Origin of the sequence: Pseudoxanthomonas spadix (assembly GCF_003703395.1) — a bacterium.
Taxonomy (GTDB): Bacteria; Pseudomonadota; Gammaproteobacteria; order Xanthomonadales; family Xanthomonadaceae; genus Pseudoxanthomonas_A; species Pseudoxanthomonas_A spadix.
The window spans coordinates 250,002-273,658 of the sequence record NZ_RDQN01000003.1 but is presented as its reverse complement, the minus strand read 5'-3'; the positions used below and the strand labels follow the sequence as shown (position 1 = coordinate 273,658).

At 68.8% G+C, this 23,657-nt stretch carries 18 protein-coding genes and 1 riboswitch; of the genes, 5 read left to right on the top strand and 13 right to left on the bottom strand.

Annotated elements, in window-relative coordinates; genetic code table 11:
• The first annotated feature begins 238 nt into the window (after positions 1-238).
• A riboswitch (glycine riboswitch) is annotated at positions 239-354 on the top strand.
• A gap of 151 nt (positions 355-505) precedes the next feature.
• Positions 506-3,430 carry an aminomethyl-transferring glycine dehydrogenase gene (gene gcvP / locus D9R12_RS06450; protein ID WP_210538801.1) on the top strand — a complete coding sequence of 975 codons (2,925 nt, stop codon included), beginning with the start codon at positions 506-508 and terminating at the stop codon, positions 3,428-3,430.
• A 10-nt stretch (positions 3,431-3,440) separates the two neighbouring features.
• Here the strand turns inward: gcvP and D9R12_RS06445 are convergent, their stop codons facing one another.
• Positions 3,441-4,931, bottom strand: coding sequence for a GGDEF domain-containing protein (locus D9R12_RS06445; protein ID WP_122229159.1), 1,491 nt, complete (start codon positions 4,929-4,931; stop codon positions 3,441-3,443).
• A 345-nt stretch (positions 4,932-5,276) separates the two neighbouring features.
• Between D9R12_RS06445 and D9R12_RS06440 the strand changes: the two genes are divergently transcribed.
• On the top strand, positions 5,277-7,358 hold the full coding sequence (locus D9R12_RS06440; protein WP_122229157.1) for a catalase: 2,082 nt from the start codon (positions 5,277-5,279) through the stop codon (positions 7,356-7,358).
• A gap of 75 nt (positions 7,359-7,433) precedes the next feature.
• Here the strand turns inward: D9R12_RS06440 and D9R12_RS06435 are convergent, their stop codons facing one another.
• The 10 genes from D9R12_RS06435 to lexA all read right to left on the bottom strand — a co-directional run bounded on the left by D9R12_RS06435 (position 7,434) and on the right by lexA (position 18,775).
• Positions 7,434-9,347, bottom strand: a complete 1,914-nt coding sequence (locus D9R12_RS06435) for a hybrid sensor histidine kinase/response regulator (protein WP_170159171.1) — start codon at positions 9,345-9,347, stop codon at positions 7,434-7,436.
• A gap of 88 nt (positions 9,348-9,435) precedes the next feature.
• Positions 9,436-9,990, bottom strand: coding sequence for a DUF4142 domain-containing protein (locus D9R12_RS06430; RefSeq protein ID WP_014160295.1), 555 nt, complete (start codon positions 9,988-9,990; stop codon positions 9,436-9,438).
• A gap of 90 nt (positions 9,991-10,080) precedes the next feature.
• Positions 10,081-10,272: a hypothetical protein gene (locus D9R12_RS06425; protein ID WP_122229153.1), complete on the bottom strand. Its 192-nt coding sequence runs from the start codon at positions 10,270-10,272 to the stop codon at positions 10,081-10,083.
• A gap of 23 nt (positions 10,273-10,295) precedes the next feature.
• The gene (locus D9R12_RS06420; RefSeq protein WP_122229151.1) at positions 10,296-10,802 is read right to left on the bottom strand and encodes a DUF6496 domain-containing protein; all 507 of its coding nucleotides are present in this window, start codon (positions 10,800-10,802) and stop codon (positions 10,296-10,298) included.
• Positions 10,803-11,245: 443 nt separating this feature from the next.
• Positions 11,246-12,034: a restriction endonuclease gene (locus tag D9R12_RS06410; protein WP_122229148.1), complete on the bottom strand. Its 789-nt coding sequence runs from the start codon at positions 12,032-12,034 to the stop codon at positions 11,246-11,248.
• Positions 12,035-12,151: 117 nt separating this feature from the next.
• Entirely contained in the window at positions 12,152-12,733 is a 582-nt protein-coding gene (locus D9R12_RS06405; protein WP_122229146.1) for an alpha-ketoglutarate-dependent dioxygenase AlkB, read from the bottom strand.
• The gene (locus tag D9R12_RS06400) at positions 12,730-15,996 is read right to left on the bottom strand and encodes an error-prone DNA polymerase (RefSeq protein ID WP_170159170.1); all 3,267 of its coding nucleotides are present in this window, start codon (positions 15,994-15,996) and stop codon (positions 12,730-12,732) included. The genes D9R12_RS06405 and D9R12_RS06400 overlap by 4 nt, the downstream gene beginning before the upstream one ends.
• Positions 15,993-17,423 carry a Y-family DNA polymerase gene (locus D9R12_RS06395; RefSeq protein WP_122229144.1) on the bottom strand — a complete coding sequence of 477 codons (1,431 nt, stop codon included), beginning with the start codon at positions 17,421-17,423 and terminating at the stop codon, positions 15,993-15,995. Before D9R12_RS06395 ends, D9R12_RS06400 begins: the two co-directional genes overlap by 4 nt.
• A 92-nt stretch (positions 17,424-17,515) precedes the next feature.
• Positions 17,516-18,118, bottom strand: coding sequence for a translesion DNA synthesis-associated protein ImuA (gene imuA, locus D9R12_RS06390; RefSeq protein WP_122229430.1), 603 nt, complete (start codon positions 18,116-18,118; stop codon positions 17,516-17,518).
• 51 nt (positions 18,119-18,169) lie between these two features.
• Positions 18,170-18,775, bottom strand: coding sequence for a transcriptional repressor LexA (gene lexA, locus D9R12_RS06385; protein ID WP_122229142.1), 606 nt, complete (start codon positions 18,773-18,775; stop codon positions 18,170-18,172).
• A 130-nt stretch (positions 18,776-18,905) separates the two neighbouring features.
• Here lexA and D9R12_RS06380 point away from each other — a divergent pair, with 130 nt between their 5' ends.
• Complete coding sequence (locus tag D9R12_RS06380; RefSeq protein ID WP_122229140.1) at positions 18,906-19,127, top strand: AbrB/MazE/SpoVT family DNA-binding domain-containing protein; 222 nt, start codon at positions 18,906-18,908, stop codon at positions 19,125-19,127.
• 9 nt (positions 19,128-19,136) lie between these two features.
• Positions 19,137-19,565: a type II toxin-antitoxin system death-on-curing family toxin gene (locus D9R12_RS06375; protein WP_122229138.1), complete on the top strand. Its 429-nt coding sequence runs from the start codon at positions 19,137-19,139 to the stop codon at positions 19,563-19,565.
• 63 nt (positions 19,566-19,628) lie between these two features.
• Here D9R12_RS06375 and D9R12_RS06370 read toward each other — a convergent pair whose 3' ends face one another.
• The gene (locus tag D9R12_RS06370; RefSeq protein WP_122229136.1) at positions 19,629-21,059 is read right to left on the bottom strand and encodes an MFS transporter; all 1,431 of its coding nucleotides are present in this window, start codon (positions 21,057-21,059) and stop codon (positions 19,629-19,631) included.
• Between the two features lie 183 nt (positions 21,060-21,242).
• Positions 21,243-22,619: a DUF763 domain-containing protein gene (locus D9R12_RS06365; protein ID WP_122229134.1), complete on the bottom strand. Its 1,377-nt coding sequence runs from the start codon at positions 22,617-22,619 to the stop codon at positions 21,243-21,245.
• A gap of 231 nt (positions 22,620-22,850) precedes the next feature.
• Here D9R12_RS06365 and D9R12_RS06360 point away from each other — a divergent pair, with 231 nt between their 5' ends.
• Positions 22,851-23,597 carry an EAL domain-containing protein gene (locus tag D9R12_RS06360; protein WP_014160277.1) on the top strand — a complete coding sequence of 249 codons (747 nt, stop codon included), beginning with the start codon at positions 22,851-22,853 and terminating at the stop codon, positions 23,595-23,597.
• Positions 23,598-23,657 lie beyond the last annotated feature (60 nt).

Below are 23,657 nucleotides of genomic sequence, written 5' to 3'. Positions count from 1 at the left end.
CGCTGGTGGGAAGAGGCGGCATGATAGGCGTTGCCCCCGGGCCGGTCACCGCCGCCGGCTGAACACGCCATTGCGGGACCGCATCGCCCATGAGCGCGTGCACAGCACCCGCGCAGCCGGCAGGCCCGTATAATCGGCCGCGTAGTTCAGGTGGGAGAAGCGGCGCCGGCCCCCAGGGCCATCGCCGCTGCCGAAGGCGCAACGCCCGTAATCGCTCAGGCCCGATACCACCGCAGGCAGCACACACTCTGGAGAGACCGGTCGGCCCGCATGGGTCGGCACCGGCGCCGAAGGGGCACGAAGCGGCAGTCGGCGCGCTTCCAAACTCTCAGGCAAAAGGACAGAGGGGCGCGAGAGGATGTCCTGATCCGATCGTCATTCCCGCGTACGCGGGAACCCAGCGGCTTTGCGGCGACGCCGTGGAGGCGCTGGATCCCTGCCTTGGCGGGGATGACGGCTTGAAGATCCGAGGCATCCGTTGATGACCGCGTGCCCCACCCTTCGGATGCCTGCCATGTCCCGGAACACCCCCTCGCTGCGCGAACTCGAACACCACGACGCCTTCGTCCAGCGCCACATCGGCCCCAACGACGCCGAGATCGCGCAGATGCTGTCGGTGATCGGCCACCCGACCCTGGAGTCGATGACCGATGCCATCGTCCCGGCCAAGATCAAATCGCCAGCCCCGCTGGCGCTGCCCGAAGCGATCACCGAGGAAGAAGCGCTGGCCAGGATCGGCCAGATCGCGCTGAAGAACCAGGTCTTCAAGAGCTTCATCGGCCAGGGCTATTACGGCACCCATACCCCGCAGGTGATCCTGCGCAACATCCTGGAAAACCCGGCCTGGTACACCGCCTACACGCCGTATCAGGCCGAGATTTCGCAGGGCCGCATGGAGGCGCTGATCAACTTCCAGACCCTGTGCGCCGAGCTGACCGGCATGGAGATCGCCAACGCCTCGCTGCTGGACGAGGCCACCGCCGCAGCCGAGGCGATGACTCTGGCCAGGCGTTCGGCCAAGTCAAAGTCGCAGGTGTTCTTCGTCCATGACGCCGTGCATCCGCAGACCCTGGAAGTGCTGCGCACCCGCGCCGAGCCGCTGGGCATCGTGCTGGAGCTGGGCACCGTGCAGCAGGCCTTGGAAGCCGATGCCTTCGGCGTGCTGCTGCAGTATCCGGACACCTTCGGCGGCCTCTCGTTCAACACCATGGGTGACTACCAGGCATTGGCCGATGCGGTGCACGCCCGCCACGGTCTGGTCGCAGTGGCCGCCGACCTGCTGGCCCTGACCCTGATCGCCGCGCCCGGCGAATGGGGCGCGGACATCGTGGTCGGCAACTCGCAGCGCTTCGGGGTGCCGTTCGGGTTCGGCGGCCCGCATGCGGCGTTCATGGCCTGCCGTGATGCCTTCAAGCGCTCGATGCCCGGCCGCCTGATCGGTGTGTCCATTGATGCGCAGGGCAACCCGGCCTACCGCCTGACCCTGCAGACCCGCGAGCAGCACATCCGCCGCGAGAAGGCCACCTCCAACATCTGCACCGCGCAGGTGCTGCTGGCGGTGATGGCCTCGATGTATGCGGTCTACCACGGCCCCGACGGGCTGACCCGGATCGCCCGCCGCACCCATCGCCTGGCCGCGATCCTGGCCGCGGCGCTGCGTGGCGCCGGCATTGAAGTCGGTGCGCAGTTCTTCGACACCCTGCACGTCAAGAGTGTCCAGGCCGATGCGATCCACACCAGGGCCCTGGCCGCCGGCATCAACCTGCGGGTGATCGACAGCGAAGCGCTGGGCATCAGCCTGGATGAGACCAGCACCCGTGCCGACATCGTCGCCCTGGCCCAGTTGTTCGGTGTCACCGTTGATGTCGATGCGCTGGATGCGATCACCGCCGACGCCCTGCCGGAAGGCCTGAGGCGCAGCAGTGCGTTCCTGCAGCACCCGGTGTTCAACACCCACCACAGCGAACACGAGCTGCTGCGCTACATGCGCGCCCTGGCCGACAAGGACTTGGCGATGGATCGCACCATGATCCCGCTGGGCAGCTGCACCATGAAGCTCAACGCCACCGCCGAGATGGTCCCGATCACCTGGCCGCAGTTCTGCGCGATCCATCCGCTGGCCCCGGCCGCACAGACGCAGGGCTACCGGCAGTTGATCCAGGAGCTGGAAGCGATGCTGGCCGAATGCACCGGCTACGACGCGGTCAGCCTGCAGCCCAACTCCGGCGCGCAGGGCGAGTACGCCGGCCTGCTGGCGATCCGCGCCTATCACCGCGCGCGCGGCCAAGGCCATCGCGACATCTGCCTGATTCCCGAATCGGCCCACGGCACCAACCCGGCCTCGGCGCAGATGTGCGGCATGAAGGTCGTGGTGACCAGGTGCGATGCCAACGGCAACGTCGACGTGGAAGACATCCGCGCACAGGCGCAGAAGTATTCGGACCGCCTGGCCGCGCTGATGATCACCTACCCGTCAACCCACGGTGTATTCGAGGAAGACGTGGTCGCCATCTGCGAAGCGGTGCACGCGCACGGCGGCCAGGTCTATACCGACGGCGCCAACATGAACGCCCTGGTCGGCGTGGCCAAGCCAGGCAAGTGGGGCTCGGACGTGTCGCACCTGAACCTGCACAAGACCTTCTGCATCCCGCACGGCGGTGGCGGTCCGGGCGTGGGCCCGTGCGCGGTCAAGGCGCATCTGGCCCCGTTTTTGCCGTCGGCTCTTCCCCCTCTCCCCTCGGGAGAGGGTCGGGGTGAGGGTTCGGCCTCGCGCGGCGGCGGCATGGTCTCGGCTGCCGCCTACGGCAGTGCCAGCATCCTGCCGATCAGCTGGATGTACATCACCATGATGGGCAGCGCCGGCCTGCGCAAGGCCACCCAGGTCGCCCTGCTCAACGCCAACTACATCGCCAGGCGGCTGGCCCCGCATTACAGGACGCTCTACACCGGCCGCAACGGACTGGTCGCGCACGAATGCATCCTGGACGTGCGCCCGCTGGAAAAGGCCACCGGCATCGGCGCCGAGGACGTGGCCAAGCGGCTGATCGACTTCGGCTTCCACGCCCCGACCCTGAGCTTCCCGGTCGCCGGCACGCTGATGGTCGAGCCGACCGAAAGCGAATCACTGCACGAGCTGGACCGCTTCATCGACGCGATGATCCAGATCCGCGAGGAAATCCGCGCGGTCGAAGACGGCCGCCTGGACGCTACGGACAACCCGCTCAAGCACGCCCCGCACACCGCCATGCAGGTCTCGGGCAGCCAGTGGACCCACACCTACCCGCGCGAGCTGGCGGCCTTCCCGCTGGCCTCGCTGAAGCAGGCAAAGTACTGGCCGCCGGTGGCGCGGGTGGACAACGTCTACGGCGACAAGCACATCATGTGCGCCTGCATCCCGGTCGAGGCCTACAAGGAAGACGTGCAGGCCTGATCGGGCACGCCTATAAATCGAATGTCGGCGCACGCTGGCCGGCGTCGCCATCGGCGTGGCGGATGCGGTTGCGGCCGTCGGCCTTGGCCTGGTAGAGCGCATGGTCGGCAGCCTGGAGCAATGCGGTGACGGCGTCGCCTTCATCCAGCCAGTCGTGGCGGCCGATTGCCACGCCGATGCTCACCGTGACGTAACCCAATGGCGAGGACGGATGGGCGATGTGCAGCCCTTGCACCGCGGCCAGCAGGCGCTGGCCCATCTGCTCGGTTTCCTGCGCACTGGCATCGGGCAGGACCACGGCGAACTCCTCGCCGCCATAGCGTGCAACCAGGTCGCTGCTGCGCTGGAGCGCGCCCTTCAGCGCCGCGGCCACCTGCACCAGGCAGCGATCACCCAGCACGTGGCCGTGGTTGTCGTTGAACTGCTTGAAGTAGTCGATGTCGATCATCATCAGCGAGCAGCTCACGCCGCTGGCCAGGATCTGGCGCATGCGCGCATCCAGCGCGCCGCGGTTGGCGATGGCCGTCAGCGGGTCCACGCCCAGCTGACGCAGCAACTGGCGGTTGCTCAGGTCCGCCAGCTGCTGCTTGTCCTCGTGCTGGGTCTGGATGACGGCCACGCGCAGGCCGTACAGCACCGCGGCCAGCAGCACCGCCGAGGCGCCACCGATGAAGTTCAGCCGCGACAGGCTGATGCCCAGGATCAGCACGCCCAGGGCGATGGCCACCGGCGCGAAGGCCGCGATCAGGCGCGCGGCCTGCACGCTGGGCACGTACCGCCGCAGCCAGGTCGGCGGCGGCCGCCAGGCCAGCACTGCAACCAGGACGAAGGCCACATCGATCAGCACCGGTCCCCACCAGGTCTGGCCGGCCATGTCCAGGCGGTTGTAGATCGCCGCGGCGATCGCGTTGACCCATAGAAAGGCCGAGGTGGCCAGGTAGAAGTGACGCCGGCCCAGCCCGCGTGCGCCGACCAGCCGCACCGTGGCCAGGATCGCCAGCGAGAAATCGATCACATCGGCATGCCAGATCGCCAGCCGGACCGAGGCCACATCGCCAGGGGTGTCCCCACCCATGACCGTGGAGATCAGCAGGATCAGCAAGGCCGCCAGCAGCACTGACATGCCGGTATCCAGCGCCTTGACCAGGCGTGGCTCGCGTCCGGTGAAGGCGCTGGTGATCAGGTACATGCAAGGGATGGTGTACAGCGCCGAGAGCACGCTGGCGGCGATCGCCAGCGCCAGCCCATGGGCCGGCCACAGCACCGAGGCCAGCATGGACGCGGCCCACAACACCTGCATCAACAGCGCGAGCGCCAGCAGCGCCCACAACACCCGGCCCATGCCCCGGGTCCGGCGTTGTCGTTGCAGCGCGGCGCAGACACCGCTGGCGAACACGCCGATCCGCAGCAGCTGGCCGATGATGTCCGCGTGCGTGCCGCCGCGGGCAGCCACCAACAGGTGCAGCAAGGTCAGGACCAGGGCAATGCCGGCGTAGCGCATGGTCAGACGTTCCGCAACGTCAGGTTCCGATGGCGCCCATGCGCCCGCGGCGGCGATGTTAACGCACCGTGGGTGATCGGATGCCGGCCTGGTCCATGGTTTCTGGCGCCCGTCGGGGCGAGGCGCCGCGCAGGGCCCCATCGGCATGCAGCGCCTGCCATCGCGGCCAGCATCCGGCGCAATCAAGCAAGCCCCCCGTGCCGTCACCTGTCGCTTCGACCATGCGCAGCGCCCGTGCCGCGTTGGATGGCGTGAAGCCAACGTGCCCCGATGGGCACAATGCATTCACGACCATGGCCGGAGCATGCGGGCTCCCCTTCGCACGCCACCTGGAGCCTTTACGCCATGGCCGCACGCAAACCCGTCCCCACCTCCCCGCCCGCACCGGCCGATACCCGTGGCACGGGCGGCGAACTGCACCAATCCTGTGGTGCCAGCCATCCGCCGCTGACCACCAACCAGGGCATCCCGGTCAGCGACAACCAGAACTCGCTGCGCTCCAGCACGCGCGGGCCGACCTTGCTGGAAGACTTCGTCCTGCGCGAGAAGATCACCCACTTCGACCACGAGCGCATCCCCGAGCGCATCGTGCATGCGCGCGGCACGGCCGCCCATGGCTTTTTCGAACTGACCAAGTCGCTGTCCGAGTACACCACGGCCAAGATCCTGACCGAGGTCGGCGAGAAGACGCCGCTGTTTGCCCGCTTCTCCACCGTGGCCGGCGGCGCCGGTTCGATCGACACCCCGCGCGATGTGCGCGGCTTCGCGGTCAAGTTCTATACCAAGGAAGGCAACTGGGATCTGGTGGGCAACAACATCCCGGTGTTCTTCATCCAGGACGCGATCAAGTTCCCCGACCTGATCCACGCGGTGAAGATGGAGCCGGACCGCGGTTTTCCGCAGGCGGCCAGCGCCCATGACACATTCTGGGACTACATCTCGCTCACCCCCGAGGCCATGCACATGATCATGTGGGCGATGAGCGACCGCGCGATCCCGCGCTCGCTGCGCATGATCGAGGGCTTCGGCATCCACAGCTTCCGCCTGCTCAACGAACGCGGCGAAAGCACCTTCGTCAAGTTCCACTGGCGGCCCAGGCTTGGCCTGCAATCCACCGTGTGGGACGAGGCGGTCAAGATTGCCGGTGCCGATCCGGATTTCCACCGCCGCGACATGTTCGAGGCGATCAGTTCCGGCAACTTCCCCGAATGGGAACTGGGCGTGCAGCTGTTCACCGAGGAACAGGCCAACGGTTTTCCGTTCGACCACCTGGACTCGACCAAGCTGATCCCGGAAGAACTGATCCCGCTGCAGATCATCGGCCGCATGGTCCTGGATCGCTGGCCGGACAACTTCTTCGCCGAGACCGAACAGGTCGCCTACTGCCCGGCCAACATCGTGCCCGGCATCGACTTCTCCAACGATCCGCTGCTGCAGGGCCGGCTGTTCTCGTACCTGGACACCCAGCTTTCGCGGCTTGGCTCGCCCAACTTCCATCAACTGCCGATCAACGCGCCCAAGTGCCCGTTTGCCAACAACCAGCGCGATGGCCACATGCAGACCCAGGTGCCCAAGGGCCGGGTCGCCTACGAGCCGTCCTCGCTGCAGGAGGACAGCCCGCGCGAAACGGCGGCCGGTTTCCGCAGCCATGCCACGCCCGATGACGGCGTCAAGGGCCGCGTGCGCGCCGAGAGCTTTGCCGATCATTTCACCCAGGCGCGGCTGTTCTATCGCAGCCAGACCAGCCCCGAACAGGCGCACATCGCCTCGGCGGTGGTGTTCGAGCTGTCCAAGGTCCAGACCCCGCACGTGCGCGAAGCAGTGGTCGGCCAGCTGCGCCATATCGATGCCGATCTGGCCCAGCGCGTCGCCGACGGCTTGGGGCTGGAGCAGCTGCCGCCCGCGCCACCGGCCGCGGTCGAAGCACAGGACATGCCGCCCTCGCCCGCGCTGCAGCTCATCGGCAAGATGAAGGACACCCTGGAAGGGCGAACCGTCGGCATCCTGGTGCACGACGACTCGGACGCGGCCACGGTCAAGGCCTTGCAGAAAGCCGCGCAGGACGCCGGTGCCACTTGCAAGATCGTCGCCCCCAAGCTGGGTGTGAAGCTTTCCGACGGCAAGCAGATCACCGCCGACGGGCAGCTGGCCGGGACCCCTTCCTTCGTGTTCGACGCGGTGGCCGTGGTGCTCTCCGCGGAGGCGGGCAAGATGCTGGCCAACGAGTCGGCCGCGATCGATTTCGTCAGCAACGCCTGGGCCCACCTGAAGGCCATCGCCAGCGATGCCGGCGCGCAGCCGCTGCTGGAGGCCGGCAACGTGGGCAAGGATGCCGGCATCGTCGATGCCGGTGATGCCAAGGGCTTCATTGCCGCGGCCAAGACCCGCCAGTGGGCGCGCGAACCCAAGCTGCGCATGCTGGCCTGATCGCCCGGCCCGCACGACAGGCAACAAGGCCGCGGCAGCCCCGCGGCCTTGTTTTTTTTGATGCGCGGATTTGGATCAGGCCGGCAGGCGGCCGGAGATGATGCCCAGCGCTTCGCGCAGCTTGGCCGTGGTAATCGGCTTGACCAAGTGGTAGTCGAAGCCGGCTTGCGCGCTCTGCGCGCGGTCTTCCAGGGTGCCCCAGCCGGTCAGTGCGACGATCTTCAGCGGCGCGCCCTCGCTCATCGCCCGCATCCGCCGACACACTTCGTGTCCGTCCATGCCCGGCATGCCGATGTCGGTGAACACCAGGTCCGGGCGCGCCGCCGCCAGCGCGTCCAGGCCCTGCTGGCCGCTATAGCACGTGGTCACCCGGTGGCCCAGCAGCTCCAGGACCATGCTGATCGAATCGGCCGCATCATGGTTGTCGTCGATCAGCAGGATGTGCAGGACGCCATCGTTGGCAGGCACCGGTTCTTCGGGCGGGGCGAGGGCCGGCGGCGCGCTGGATTGCAGGTCCAGCGGCAGGCACACGGTAAAGGTGCTGCCGTGGCCCAGGCCGTCGCTGTGGGCCAGGATCTGGCCCTGGTGCATCTCCACCAGCTGACGCGCCAGGGCAATGCCCACCCCCAGTCCGCCCGAGGAGGCATTGCGCTCGCTGTCCACCTGGGCGAACAGCTCGAAGATGCTCTCCAGCTGCGCCGCCTCGATGCCCACGCCCTGGTCGCGCACCTGGATCACGGCCTGTTGTCCATCGTGCTGCAGCGACAGCGTCACCCGCCCGCCGGGATTGCTGAACTTGGCGGCATTACTGAGCAGGTTGCCGAACACCTGCATCAGGCGCGCCGGATCGGCCTTGACCCACAGCGGCTGCACCGGCCAGGCCCAGTCCAGCACCAGGCCCTGCTGGTCGTAGTGCGGCTGGAATGCCTCGGACACCTGGCGCAGCAGCTGGACCAGGTCGCAGCGTTCGCGGCGCAGGTGGACCTTGCCCAGGGTGATGCGGTTGATGTCCAGCAGGTCATCCAGCAGGCGCCGCATCTGCCCGACCTGGCGCTCCATCATCGCCGTGGCCGGGTGCGAGGCCACGCCGTGACTGCCCAGCTTCATGGCCTGCAGGCCGCTGGTGATGGTGGCCAGGGGGTTGCGCAGTTCATGGGCCAGCATGGCGATGAACTCGGTCTTGCGCCGGCCATCCTCGCGCAGCGCGTCCTCCGCGCGCTTGCGCTGGGTGATGTCGGTGAACAGCACCCCGACCTGGTTGAGCCCCGGGTCGCCGACCCGAAAGGCATAGACATCGTAGTAAAAGCCCAGTTGCTCGGCGCTGTTCTCAAAGCGCTCGGGAATGCCGGTGCGTGCGATCCGTCCGTAGGTTTCGAACCAGTGCCGCTCATGGGTGCCGGCGAATTCGCGCATCCTGCGCCCTACCCCGTCGCGGATGCCGGTGATGCCCTCGAAGGCAGCATTCACTTCCAGGAAGCGGTAATCCTCCGGCTCGCCGGCGGCATCGAAAAGCACCTCGATCACGCAGAAGCCGGCGTCGATTGAATCGAACAGCAGCCGATACTTGTCCGACGCCTCCTGGGCACGACGCTGCAAGCTATTGCACGCGGTGACATCGTCGATGACGCCAAACAGCCGCAGCGGCACGCCGTCGCCGGCGCGCTCCACCACGCGTGCACGGTCGCGCAGCCAGCGCTGGCTGCCATCGGGCAGCTGAATGCGGTATTGGATATCCAGGCTTTCACCGGCAGTGATGAACTGCAGATAGCCCGCCAGCGCGCCGTCCAGGTCCTGCGCCAGCACCGCATGCCACCAGCTGTGCCGGTCCACGCCTTCCAGCCCGAGCAAGGCGCGGGCTCTCGGGTCATCGGGCACACGGCGTTCGCCAGGCGCGACGGCCTGGGCCTGGTACAGCACACCGTTGGGCCGCAGGGCTTCCAGGCCATGGCCCGAGACGATGGTCGCCGCCGCACTTGCTGTGCGGCCCAATAAATTTCCGTGCATCGCAACGCCTCTGGAAGACCCAGTGAGGTTAAAGACGCAGGAGCGGCCGGGATGTGAAAAAAAGATGGCGCGATTACTTGCCCACCGCGCCATTTTGCAGCTTGCGCGCCTGGCTCAGGTGGTCCTCCACCGCGGTGCGGGTCTGTACCAGATACGCGCGCACCGGCGCCGAACGCGCAAGGCCGGCGCGCTCGTCCAGCAGATCCTTGGCTGCCATGTGATCCTTGACCATCGCATCGATGTAGGCGTGCTCGAAGGCATCAGGTGCCAGCGCAATCAGCGTATCGGTTTCGGCCTGCTGCTGACGCTGCAGGGCCAGCACCGCCTGGGTCTGGCCGGGCGCGATGCCCAGCCTGGCCTGCGCGGCCTCGTTCCGGGTGTGTTCCTGCACCAGCATGGTCGCCATGGCCTGGGTGGTCTGGGCGGCCGGACGGGTCAAGGCGAGCTTGGCCAATTCGATCTCGTGCAGGTTGATCGCCTGGACCAGGGCGAGGCTTTCCTCGTCGGTCGGACGTGCCTGGCCCTGGGCAGGTGGCGCCGTGTCGGAGGCGATCGCATTGGTGGCGATCACCGTGCCGCCGGCCAGTAACAACAGCACGCCGGCGGCGCGCGAGGCGGAAGCATGCATGAGGTCTGTCTCCTGGCGTGGCGCGGCTGGGTTCAGCCTGGCACCCGCGTGTTTGGAACCAGGGCGGACAATCGCTGCCGTCCGTTTGGATCAGGGCGTGCGCGGCGGATGCGGCATCCCGTCCACGGAGGCCGGCTGGGCGTGGGGATCATTACGTTCGTCGTTGGTCCGCTTGCCGGGTTGCTCGCCGCGCAGCGGCGGCTGGCCGTCGGGCATGCGCTCACGTTCGATGGCGTTGTGCCGCGGTATCGGCGCCTGTTTGTCCGGTCCTGGCTGGGTCATGGAATGCTCCTGGGGTTGAGGGCTCACGCAACCTGCTTGCGCGTGCGTGCGGCCTTCCTGGCTGCCGCCTTGCGCACGGCCGGGCCCTTGGTGGTGGAGGCTTTCCTTGCAGCAGCCGAACGGCTGGCGGCCGTGCGCTTGCTGGCGGCCTTGCTGGCCTGGGCGGAAAGCGCCTGCTTGCCAACCGTCTTGCGTGCCGTGGTGGCCTTGCTGGCGGTCTTGAGCGCCTTGCGGGCCCCCGCCGAGCGTTTGGTGGCGGGCTTGTGGGTGGTTTTCTTCGCCGCCTGGCTGTCTTGCCCGGCCTTTTCCCTGGTGGCCTTGGATGCGGACCTGGAGGGCTCGACGGGCACCCCGTCGCGACGCGCCTTGGACAGGCCGATGGCGATGGCCTGCCTGGTGTTCTTGACACCATGTTGGCCGTGCCGGACGTGTTCGATTTCCTCGTGCACGTATTCGCCGGCCTGGGTGCTGGCCGACTTGCCCTGGCGCTTGTCCCTGGCGGCAGCCTTGCGGGTACTGGCTTCTGGCATGTGAGGTCTCCCTGCGGTGGCAGTGACCCATGCAGATGTAGCAATGACGGAGTAAACACGTCGTCTCATCCCGGGCCTGCCATGCGCATGGGGCGTTAACACCAGGAGCGCCAGGAGTGGCCGAATGGCCCGGGGGGCTCAAAGCCGCTTGCACACCGCGAGGCGACTTCGCGCTGCTTTCGCCGCTCAAGGCACGCAGGCGGGCTGGCTCAAAGACCTACAACGGCCGGTGATGCAGCCCGGGGTCAACCTGGGGCTCTTGCTGGTCCTGGTCGTCGTGCCGGGCCGGCGACGGTGCAGGCATCGGTTCGGCGGCATGCGGGTCCATGTCGGACGGCGGGATCGGATCGATGGGAAGACCAGGCATCGCGGGCACTCCTGACGGGAGCTGCCAGTCTGCGCGCTGCCGCGTCATGGCCGCGGCAGCGCGGCGTGAAACCACCTTACAGGCGCGGCGCGGCCAGGGCCTGGTTGAAGTTGGCCGGCAGCTCGCCGGTGGTCTCATGAACAGCCTGCTGCATGCGCGGAGCGGCATCGGCGGCGGCCGCCTTCAGTGCCAGCTCGCCCGATCGCGACTGGGAAGGCGCCAGCCAGGGCTCGTCGGCCTGCGACGGCGGGGCGACCACGGCCGACACGCTCGGCTTGAATAGCAGCTGCAGGAGTTCGCCGCGCAGGGCCGGCACCGAGGCGAAGGCCATCGTGGCCGCCATGGCCAGGCCACCCATGCCGATTGCCAGGCGCATCGGCCAGCCGGGACGGCCTGCATCGCGCGGCAGCGTGCCGGGCAGTGCGTCCGGCGTTGCCAGCAAGTCCCAGGCGTCGGCTTCGCTGCCACCGGTCATCGCCTGCAGCGCGGCCCCGTCCAGCAGCGCGATCCGGCCCAGGCGCGCGGCCGCGCGGCGCGCACCGACGCTGAAGCCCGAGCGGCCGACCAGCACTGCCGAATCGGCACCGGCATCGAACAACGCCTGGGCCAGGTGGCCCACGGCCTGCGACGCCAGCGGCGCCTGGGCTCGACAGTAGGCATGCACCAGCACGCTGTCACCGCCGCGATGGAGCACCAGCGCGGCATCCGGCGCCTCATCCGCGGCATCGGCAGCGGGCGCGAGCTGCTCGACGCGGAAGCCCTGCTCGCGATAGACCTGTGCCAGGCGCGTGGCGCCCACGCTGGATGACGATACGACCAAGCCGTCAGCTGCGCGCTGACCGGCCAAGGTGATGAAATGCTGCATGGTGTGACGCCCCTGTTCCTGAGCCTTCCAGATGGAAGGCCTGCGCCCGATCTACCGGACCTGCGGCGCCACCACAAGCGCGGCGTTGCACCGCATCTCCAATCTTCAACGCCGGTCTCAATCCGGGCGTGCGCGCAATACCACACTCATCCGCGGCGCCACCGGACCTGCGACCTTGGGGATGCCGTGCTGGTGGGTGCGCTGGGAGGCGTGGCTCATCATCAACAGGCTGCCCGGCGCCAGCTCCAGCGACCAGGTCCTGGGTGTGTGCATGGCGCGGATCCGCATGCGCCGCGGGCCGCCCAGCGACAGCAGCGCGATCGGCTGGCCCGGGACCAGCATGTGCAGCTTGTCGTGATGCATGGCCACGCTGTCGCGGCCGTCGCGGTAGAAGTTCAATCCCACCTCGGTGTACGGCGCCGGCACCCTGCCCTGGACCACGGCCAGCATCTGCGCCAGCGGCAGCTGCGCCGGCAGCGCATCCAGGCGATAGCCGGCACGCAGGCGCGGCACCTGGACGATGCGCTCGTACATCGGCCGCCGCTCGTGCTTCCAGTCCACCTGCTCGCGCAGCGTGTCGAACCAGCGCGCGGCGGTGGCCGGATCGACCACGCCCGGCCAGTAGCGCATGCCGCCTTCTGCATCGTCGAACACCGTCAACGGCTGCGGCGCAAACAGATCCTGCGGGTGTGCGTTCATCGGAAATCCCGCGACGGCAGCGACAGCTCACCCAGCAGCGCGCTCAGGTCGCGCAGGTCGCCGGCGATCAGGTGTTCGACCCCGTCCACCCGCTCCCAGCGCCCGCGCACGGCCAGCAGGCGCGACTCCAGCAGCGCGCGGCGCCGACGCATGGCCAGGTGCGGCCACACGATCACGTTGATCATGCCGTGCTCGTCCTCCAGGGTGACGAAGAAGGTGCCCTTGGCCGTGGCCGGGCGCTGGCGCTGGGTCACCAGCCCGGCCACGTGCACGCCGCTGCCGCTGGGTCGGCCCTGCAGTTCGCGCAGGCCCAGGATGCGCTGGGCGCGCAGCCGTGGGCGCAGCAGCGCCAGGGGATGGGCCTGCAGGCTCAGGCCGAGGCTGCGGTAGTCGGCGGTGATCTGCTCGCCCAGGCGCGGCGCGGGCAGCTCGACCTGCAGTTCTTCGGGACTGCCCGGCAGCAACGGCCGTTGGCGTTCGATGCCGGCCACCGCCCAGCGCGCGGCATTGCGGTTGCCGACCAGCGCGTGCAGGGCGCCGGCTTCGGCCAGTGCCGTGCGGGCCTTTTCGTCCAGTTGCGCGCGCAGGCACAGGTCGGCGACATCGCCAAACGGCTGCCGCGTACGTGCGGCCACGATCGCCAGCCCGGCTTTTCCCGATAGCCCTGCCACCTGGCGCAGGCCCAGGCGGATAGCCGGCTGCTGGCCTTGGTCATCCTCACCGCGCCAGGGTGTGCCGCCGACCAGCGTGTTGTCCCAGTCGCTGCAGGTCACGTCCACCGGCAGCACCTGGATCGGCTTGCGGCCAGCGCGACCACGGCGTGCGTCCTGCACGATCTGGCTGGGCGAATAGAACCCCATCGGCTGCGCATTCAATAGCCCGCAGGCAAAGGCGGCCGGTTCGTGCCGCTTCAGCCAGCAGCTGACGTAGACCAGCTTGGCGAACGAAGCGGCATGGCTCTGCGGAAAGCCGTAGGAGCCAAAGCCCTTGATCTGTTCGAAGATCTGGTCGATGAAGTCCGGGGCGTAGTGTTTTTGCTCCATCAAGGCACGGATCCGCGCGCGATGGGATTCCATGTCGCCGCCACGCCTCCAGGCGGCCATCGAACGGCGCAGGCCATCGGCCTGGTCAGGCGAATAGCCGGCATGGATCACCAGTTCCATGACCTGTTCCTGGAACAAGGGCACGCCCAGGGTTGGCCCGAGGATGTCTTCCACGCCCTGGGAAGGATACGTGGGCTTTTCCAGGCCCTGGCGACGGCGCAGGTACGGATGGACCATCGCGCCCTGGATCGGCCCGGGACGCACGATCGCCACTTCGATCACCAGGTCGTAGAACCTTGCAGGCTTGAGCCGCGGCAGCATCGCCATCTGCGCACGCGATTCGATCTGGAACACCCCCACGGTGTCGGCCAGCTGGATCATCGCGTAGGTCTGCGCGTCCTCCCGGGGAATGGTGTCGAGCTGGTAATCGCGCCGGCGGTGCACCCGGATCAGGTCCAGGGTCTTGCGGATGCAGGTCAGCATGCCCAGGGCCAGGCAATCGACCTTGAGCATGCCCATGGTCTCCAGGTCGTCCTTTTCCCACTGGATGATGGTGCGATCGGCCATGGCCGCGTTCTCCACCGGCACCACGGTGGACAGGGCCTGCTCGGCGATGACAAATCCGCCGACATGCTGGGAGAGATGGCGCGGCTTGCCTTGCAGCTGCCCGGTCAGCGCCAGGATCTTGGCGATCAACGGGTTGGCCGGATCGAACCCGGCTTCCTCCAGGCGCTGTTCGATCGGCGTCTGCTCATTGCCCCAGCCGAAACAGTTGGCCAGCAGCGAGATCTGATCCGGCGGCAGGCCGAAGGCCTTGGCGACATCGCGCACCGCGCTCTTGCCGCGATAGCAGATCACCGTGGCGGCCAGGGCCGCACGATGCCGACCATACTTGCCATAGATGTACTGGATGACTTCCTCGCGCCGTTCGTGCTCGAAATCCACGTCGATGTCCGGCGGCTCGTTGCGTGCCTTGGACAGGAACCGGGAGATCAGCAGGCGGTTTTCTTCCGGGTCCACGGCGGTGATGCCCAGCGCGTAGCACACCGCCGAATTGGCCGAAGACCCACGCCCCTGGCACAGGATCTGCCGATCGTTGGCAAAGCGCACCAGGTCATGGACGGTGAGGAAGAACGCCTCGTACCCGAGTTCCTCGATCAGCGCCAGTTCCTGCTCGATGTCCTGGCGGACCTTGGCCGAGATTTTCAGCCCACGCGCGTCCCAGCGCTCGCCGATGCCGGCTTCGGTCAGCGTGCGCAGATGGCTGGTCGCGGTGTGCCCGGCGGGCACCAGCTCGGCCGGATAGTCGTAGCGCACGTCGCGCCTGAGATCGAATCGGCTGCAGCGCCGGGCCAGTTCCACCGCTGCCTGCAGCAGTTGCGGCGGATAGATGTTGCCCAGCGCCCGGCGCGAACGCAGGTGGCGCTCGCCGTTGCGGAACAGCAGCGCGCCGGCCTCGGCCAGCGGCACGCCATGGCCGATGGCGGTGAGCGTGTCCTGCAAGGCGCGGTCGCGGCGGTTGGCCATGTGCACATCGCCGCTGGCCAGCGGCGTCATGTCCAGCTGGCGGGCGAGCGCCAGCAGCGCATCCAGCCGCGCTGCATCGTCGCACTCGCGGTGCAGCTCCACCGCCAGATAGGCGCGCTCACCGAACACCTGCTGCAGCCAGCGCCCGGCTTCGGCCTGCGGCAGGCTGCCCGGCAGCCACAGCGCGAACAGCTCGGGCGCCGCATCTTCGAACTGCGCCTGCACATCGGCACGGGTCAGCGTGTAGTGGCCTTTGGTGGCCGCGCGCCGCGCGGTGGTGATCAGCGCGCACAGCTGGCTGTAGCCGGCGCGCGTTTCCACCAGCAGGACGAACCGGGTGCCGTCGACCAGGGCGAACTCGCTGCCGACGATCAGCTTGACGCCGGTGGCCTGGGCCCCTTCCCAGCCGCGCACGATGCCGGCCAGCGAGCATTCGTCGGTGATCGCCAGGGCTTGGTAGCCACACCGGCCGGCGCGCTCGAACAACGCCGCTGCATCGGAGGCGCCACGCAGGAACGAGAAATCCGACAGGCAATGCAGCTCGGCATAGGCCGGCAGGCCATCGTCCTGGCCGCCCTGCAGCAGATCGTCATTGGCCGCCTGCTGCAGGCGCGGAGGCCTGCGCCAGGCACGCGGCATGCGGCCGCCGGGCGTGTCGCGATCCAGCCCGTCGATGGTGTCCTCCCGGCTCACCCGAACCACCCATGCAGCATCCAGCCGGCATCGCGCACGCCTGCCGGCTGGAACGCCCAGGCGCGCTGGCCGTGGACGGTTTCCACCACGTAGTAGTCGCGGCGGGCGTCGCCGTCATCCCACCAGCCGCTTTCCAGGCGCTCGGGGCCGGAGATGATCCTGGCCATGCCCTGCAGCGGCACCGGTTGCGGCAGCAGCCAGGCCGGACGCGGTGGGCGTGCCGGTGCGCTCTGCACCCCACCGGCCAGTGCATCGCCGCTGGCGCGGCGCCAGGCGCGCTCCGGGCGCGGATCGCCGGCCGGTTCGACCCGATACACCGCCTGGTCGCCCAGCCGCGCGCGCAGGCGTTCGCGCAGCTGCGGCCAGTCCAGCGCCTGCTGCGGGCGTGGATCGAACAGGTCGCGCGCGGCCGGCACGAATGGCGGCAGCTGCCGCGCCAGCAGGCGCACGCCGACCACCGGGCGATCGATCGCCACGCGCTCGAGCCGGTTGCGGGCCAGTTCGAACAGCATCGCCTGCTCGCGCTCCGGTGCCAGCAGGCCCACCTCCACGTCGCTGTGGCCGTGCTCGTGCTCCAGCCGCAATAGGAAATGCTGCACGCCGCCGTCGCGGATGGACAGATACATGCACAGCTCGCCGATCAGGCGCCGCAGCGGGAACAGCAGCGCCATGTGACTCTCGACCTCGTAGCCCATTTCCACGCGCGCATCGAAATGATCCGGCGGCCTGTACCAGCCAAGCGGATCGTCGGCCTGCCCGTACAGCCGATCCAGGTGATCGAGCAGCCCCGCGCCGAAGCGCCGCCGCAGCGCATCGCGCGGCAGTGCGCGCAGCGCAGCCAGCGTGCGCAGCCCCATGCGATGCAGCCGTTCGCCGCTGTCTTCGGGCAGGTGCGCGCGCCGCACCGACACCCCATCGAGCACCTGCTGCAACCGTTCGATACTGGCAATGGCCAGGCCGTCTTCCAGCCCGGCCAGCACGTAGGCCGCGCGCGGCGTGGGGGCCAGCGCCAGACGATGACGGAAGCCCAGCGCGGCCAGCTCGTTGCGCAGGCGCCGGGCGAACTGCGGCCATGGCCCGAACAGGCGAAACGAGGCGCGCGCCTCCAGCACGATCGCCTGCGGCCACTGCTGGCTGACCAGCGAGCTGTGCCGGTAGGCCCAGTTGGCCAGCAAGCACTGGCTGCGCGCCTGCTCGCGCGGATCAAAATCGACCGTCTCCACCTTGGCCATCAGCGCATGCGCGGCGGACAGGCGCATGCCGGCTTTCAGGCCCGCCTGCGCGGCGGCGGCGTTGACCGAATGCAGGCGGCGCAGCTGCGCCGGGCCTTCGACCAGCACCAGGGGCGTATCGGTTGCCGGGTCCGGGCGGCGGCGCAGGACGCTGTCCATCGCCAGGTGCGGCAGCAGGATGCAGGCCCAGAGCATCAGCGCGCCGCCTGCCGCGTGCTGGTTGCTTCAGCGTCGCAGCGCAAGACCGGATTCCACGGCAGTGAAGGGTGCGATGCCATGGCCGGGCCTCAATGGACCAGCCGCAAGGGCTGCGAGGGCACCTGCGCGCCGCGGCATTTGCGCACGTGCCAGGCGCCGGTCTGGCTGCGATATTCCAGGCGCAGCGCCGCGGGCGAGGCATTGATCGCATGGCGTGCATCGCGCAGGGCGAAGCCACAGCAGTGGCCGCTGTCGGCCGCCACCTGCAGGCGCCGCAGCGCGCGTTCGTCGGCCGTCTGCGGCCAGCCCAGCACCGCCGCGAAGGCTCCGCTGCGCAGGCATTGTTCGAACGCCCACAGCGCATCGCGCGGCGCGGCTTCGATGACCTCCAGCTGCGCCAGGTCGATGCCGCCGCCCTGCCAGGCCGGCGCGTAGGGGATGTACGGCGGTGCGACCAGCGCCACCCGCCCGCCGGCGGCGGTCATCCGCGCCAGCGCCGGCAGCAGCAGCGTGATCTCGCCGATGCCATCGGCCGGCAGCAGCAGTTCGGTCAGCGCCTTGCGCGGCCAGCCGGCGGTGGGCAGCAGCGCGTCCAATGCGGCATGGCCGCTGGCTTCACCCGCATGCTGGATTGCGCCGCCGCGCCCTGCCCGCCAAACCGTGCGCGCGGCCAGCAGGTCCTCCAGCGCCATGGCCTGGGCCGGCACGGCAGACGCTGCCCGAGGTGGCACCGGGGCCATCGCTCAGCCCTGCCGGACCAGGCCGCAGTACAGGCCTTCGATGGCGAAGTCCGCGCCGGCCGGCACCACGATCGGCGCATGGGCCGGGTTGCGCGGCAACAGGCGGATCTGGCGCTGGCCGCGCTCCAGGCGCTTGATGGTCAGCTCGCCCTCGACCCGCGCCACCACGATCTGCCCGTCGCGCGCCTCGGCGCTGCGATGCACCCCGACCAGGTCGCCATCGAGGATGCCGTCGTCGATCATCGAATCGCCCTGCACCCTGAGCAGGTAATCCGGGCACAGCGAGAACACGCCGGCATCGAGCAGCAGCTGCTGGTCCAGGCCGATGTCCGCGCCGATCGGCACGCCGGCGGCGACCCGGCCCAGCACCGGCAGCGACAGCAGCGCCGCCCGGCGCCCAGCGCCCGGCAAGCGGATGCCACGGCGCTGGCCGGCCTGCAGGTGGATCAGCCCGGCCTGGGCCAGCGCCTGGACATGCTTCTGGGCAGCATTGCGCGAGGAAAAACCAAAGGCGGCGGCGATCTCGGCCAGGCTGGGCGCGTGACCGAGCGCAGCCTGTTGCTGCAGGAAGGCCAGCACGGCCGCGCGTTTGGGGGGCAAGGTGTCCATGGGTGTACATTTGTACACCTATTCGGTCGCACGCGGCGAGATCCGTGCCGGCCCACCTGCTTTGCGCCGCAGGCACGGGCGGTTTATAGTTGGTCCGTATAACATCCGTTATAACCAACAGGCCGCTGCCATGAAGCTCAAGATCACCACCATCGGCAATTCCGCAGGCGTCATCCTGCCCAAGGACCTGCTGGCGCGGCTGCGCCTGGGCAAGGGCGACGAGTTGTATGCGCTGGAGACGCCGGACGGGATCAAGCTGACCGTATTCGATCCGGAACTGGCCCGGCAGATGGAATTGGCCGAGCAGGTGATGCGCAATCGCCGCACCTTGCTGAACAAGCTCGCGCAGTAGGGTGACACCATGATCGTCTGGATCAGTCGTGCCTTGGCCCTGGCCATTCATGATCGACAATTGGCCGAGCATGGCGGCGCCAGCGGCGTGCGCGATGATGCCCTGCTCGACTCCGCCCTGGCACGGCCGCAGCAACTGTTCGCCTATGGCGACCCGCCCCCCGACATTGCCGCGCTGGCAGCCAGCCTGGCGTTCGGGCTGGCCCGCAACCATCCTTTCGTGGACGGCAACAAGCGCACCGCAGCGGTCGTCTGCGAAACCTTCCTGCTGCTCAATGATGTGGAGCTGGATGCCGATGACCTGACGCTTTATCCGGTCTATCTAGGGCTGGCCGACGGCTCCCTGGGCCAAGCCCAATTCGCCGACTGGTTGCGGGTCCACCTCAAGCCCAAGCCGGGCAGCCAGGTGCACGAAGCCGCGGCGCACTATCGCCGCTGATCGACGCCTTGCACTGGCGAGATCCCTGTCGCGCCGGGCCTGCACCGCTGCTTCTCTTCCAGCTCAGGTCCCCGGCCGCGCCATCGGCTTGGGATCGGTGATCTCACCGCCAGGCTGGGCGCGCCCGGCCATCTCGGCGCCGGCATCGGGCGCCAGCTTGCTCATCGTGTAGACCGAACTGGCCGAAATCAGGCCGATGGTGAGGAAGGCGAAGGTGAAGTTGATCGGTGCGCCGGTGGCCTGCCCGGTGGCCAGGCTGGCCAGGCTCAGCGCATGGCCGCCGACGGTGACGCCCAGGGCCAGCGAGACCTGCTGGATCATCGCCGCCAGGCTGGTGGCCTGGCCCATCCGCGCCTGGTCCACCTCCGAATAGATGATCGCGTTGAGGCTGGTGAACTGCAGCGAACGGAAGCAGCCGCTGACCAGCAGGATCGCGACCATCAGCAGGTACGGCGTCCCGGGCCGGAACAAGCCATAGGTGCACAGCATCAGCGAGGCGGCCACCGCGTTGAACACCAGCACCCTGCGAAAGCCGAAGCGCTTGAGAATGCGCGCGGCGAGGGTCTTCATGAACATGGCCCCGGCGGCCGAAGTAAAGGTCACCGCGCCGGACTGCAGCGGATTCAGACCGAAGCCCAGCTGCAGCATCAGCGGCAGCAGGAACGGGATCGCGCCGATGCCGATGCGAAACAGCGAGCCGCCGATCACGCCGATGCGATAGGTCGGCAGCTTCAGCAGTCCCAGGTCGATCAGCGGATGCCGATATCGCCGCGCGTGCCGCACGTAGGCTGCCAGGATCGCCACGCCGGCGGCCACGCACGCCACGGCGGTCCAGGTGCCGACCATGTGCCGGCCCAGCGTGGCCAGGCCGAACATCGACAGCGCCAGGCCCGCACCGGACAGCACGAAGCCGGTCCAGTCCAGCGGCTTGACCTCGCCCTTGAGCAGCGGGATGTACTTCCACGCCAGCCAGATGCCCAGCGCCCCAATCGGCAGATTGATCAGGAAGATGAAACGCCAGTGGCTGTAGGTGGTGATCAGCCCGCCCAGCAAGGGCCCCAGGATCGGCCCCAGCAGCGCCGGGATCGTCAGCCAGCTCAAGGCGCGCACCAGGTCGGCCTTGGCCACGCTGCGCAGCAGCACCAGCCGGCCCACCGGCACCATCATCGCCCCGCCCATGCCCTGGATGAAGCGCGCCAGCACCAGCCATTCCAGCGAAGTGGACACCGCGCAGCCCAGCGAGCCCAGCAGAAACACCCCGATCGCGCTCATGAAGGTGGGCCGCGCACCAAACCGGTCCGCCACCCAGCCGCTGACCGGGATGAACACCGCCAGCGCCAGCAGGTAGGCGGTCAGCGCCATCTTCAGTTCCACTGGCTCCACCGCCAGATCCGCGGCCATGGCCGGCAACGAGGTCGCGATGGCGGTGGAATCCATGTTCTCGATGAACAGGGCCGTGGCGACGATGAGCGGGAGCAGGCGTTCGGGTTTCAACGGAACCGGTGGGCAACAGCAAGGAAGGAGAAATGTTCGCGCAAGCGCCCTTGGCGCCACGTGAGCCGCACCGGCACGCCGCCCCGATCAATCCGATCGCCGACACCGGCTAATGTCAGGCCAGGCCGTACCGGCGCGGGATCGCCGGCGGCAGCCGGTCGCCAGGGTCGATGTCCAGCGCGGTCACCCTCCAGCACCTCGTGCAAGGTCTGCTGGGCACGGCGCCCGCGCCGCCTCGTCCGGCGCCGGCTCCCAGCCGAACACGCTGCGCCCGCCATAGCGATGCGACTGGCGCCGCTCCTGGTCCAGGTAGGCATCCAGCGACGGTCCGCCGGCGTGCGCTTCCAGCTGGCGCGCCTGCGCATCCAGCCGCGCGATCGCCGCGAGCTTTTCCTCGTTGCCCAGCCTGGCCTGCTGCACGGCGGTCCTGAGCACGCCGATGGTGTGGTCCAGCACCGCGGTCGGCACCGGAAACGGATGCCGGTCCTTGCCGCCATGGGCCAGCGAGAAACGCGCCGGATCGCTGAACCGGCACGGCGTGCCGTGCAGCACTTCGGCCACCATGGCCAGCGCGCGCACGGTGCGCGCACCGACCCCGGGCACCTGCAGCAGTTGCGCGAAGTCTTTCGGGCCCTGTTCGGCCGCGGCGGCCAGGCTGCCATGCAGGCGGCGCAGCACGATGTCCTGCGCGCGCACGTCGTGATGATCAGGCAGCGACAGATGCGGCTGTACGGCCGGGTCCCACGCCTGTGGCTCGGGCCAAGCGGCTGGCATGGCGAACAGGTCGCCGGTGACCGGCACCGCCGCCTTGGCCCGCGCCCGCGCGGCGCGCCTGCTCGCAGCGGCCGAGGGCGTGGCCAGGTGCGCATATTCGCGCGCGATTTCCTGCGGGCCCAGCGCCTGCAGCAGTTCCACCTGCGCCGCGCGCGCGCCGGCCGCACGCCGGTCGGCCAGGTTGACGATGTTGCCCTGGCGCGGCCCATCGATCGCCGCATGCGGGGCATCGACGAAATCCTTCAGCCCCTCCGACAGCCAGTGATAGCGGCGCGCCTGCCTGCTGGCGGTGTTCATGCCCTGCTGCACCACCACCCAGCGGCCTTCGTCGCTGACGATGAAGCCATGCAGATACAGATCGAACCCATCCTGCACCGCGGCGCTGTCCACCTTGGCCACCAGCCGGCTGGCGCGCGCCAGTGCCGCGCCATCCACGCCGGTGCGTTCGCCCACCGCCAGCAGCTCCTCAGGCGTGGCGCGCGAATGCCGGCCGCGGCCGCCGCAGACATGAATCCCCAGTTCGCCCGACAGCGGCGCCAGCCCGCGCTTGAGCGCGCCGATCACGCTGGTGGTGATCCCCGAGGAATGCCAGTCCATCCCCATCACCGCACCAAGGGACTGGAACCAGAACGGATGGGCCAGCCGGCGCAGCAGTTCGTCGCGCCCGTAGCTGTGAACGATGGCCTGGCACATCACCGCCCCCAGCCGGGTCATCCGCTGTCCCAGCCACGCCGGCACGCGCCCGCCATGCAGGGGAAGATCGGCGCTGCCGGCGCGGCGGGTCATGGAACGGCTCTCATCGCGCAACCCTGGCCCATGCCCATCTCAGCACCTGAGACGGCAGGCCAGGTGCATCAGGCAAGCGCCAAGATCGGCACGTTGCCATTGCGGCTCTCGCGCACAGACTGCGCGACCCGCGTTCACGTCCGACGCCGGCCGCGGCCCCCGGCTTCACTCAAGATTCTCGCCTCCGCTGCCGATAATGAAATCAGTTCCCATCACCACGCGCCACAACCCATGCCCTCGATTCCCGTCTGTCGCGCCTGCCGCGATGGGGATGCGCTTTCCCTGGACATCACGATGGCCTTCCAGCCCATCGTCGCGGTCTCCAGCCGCGTGGTCTTTGCCCACGAAGCGCTGGTGCGCGGGGCCCATGGCGAAGGTGCTGCCCAGGTGCTGGCCCAGGTGACCGCCGACAACCGCTACGCCTTCGACCAGGCCTGCCGGGTCAGGGCGATCGAGCAGGCCGCCGCGCTGGCACTGCCGGCGCTGCTGTCGATCAACTTCATGCCCAACGCGGTCTACAACCCGGCGCACTGCCTGCGCGCGACCGTGGCGGCGGCCACCCAGCACGGCTGGCCGCTGTCCTCGATCCTGTTCGAAGTGACCGAGCAGGAGGTCATGCGCGACCCGGCCCACCTGCTGGACATCCTGCGCACCTACCGCGACGTCGGCCTGAAGACGGCCATCGACGACTTCGGCGCCGGCTACTCGGGCCTGAACCTGCTGGCCGACTTCACCCCGGACCTGCTGAAGCTGGACATGCACCTGGTGCGCGGCATCGACCAAGACCGCAAGCGCCAGGCCATCGCCCGCCACGGGGCCGCGCTGGCCCTGGAGCTGGGCATCGCGGTCATCGCCGAAGGCATCGAGACCGCCGACGAATCGCGCGCGCTGCAGGATCTGGGCATCGACCTGCAGCAGGGCTACCTGTTCGCCCGCCCGCAGCTGGACGGGCTGGCGCCGATCCACTGGCCGGCCTGAGCCTGGCCTCGGCAGGCGCTGTGCTTCAACCCAGCGCCGATGCGCATCGTTTCAATACAC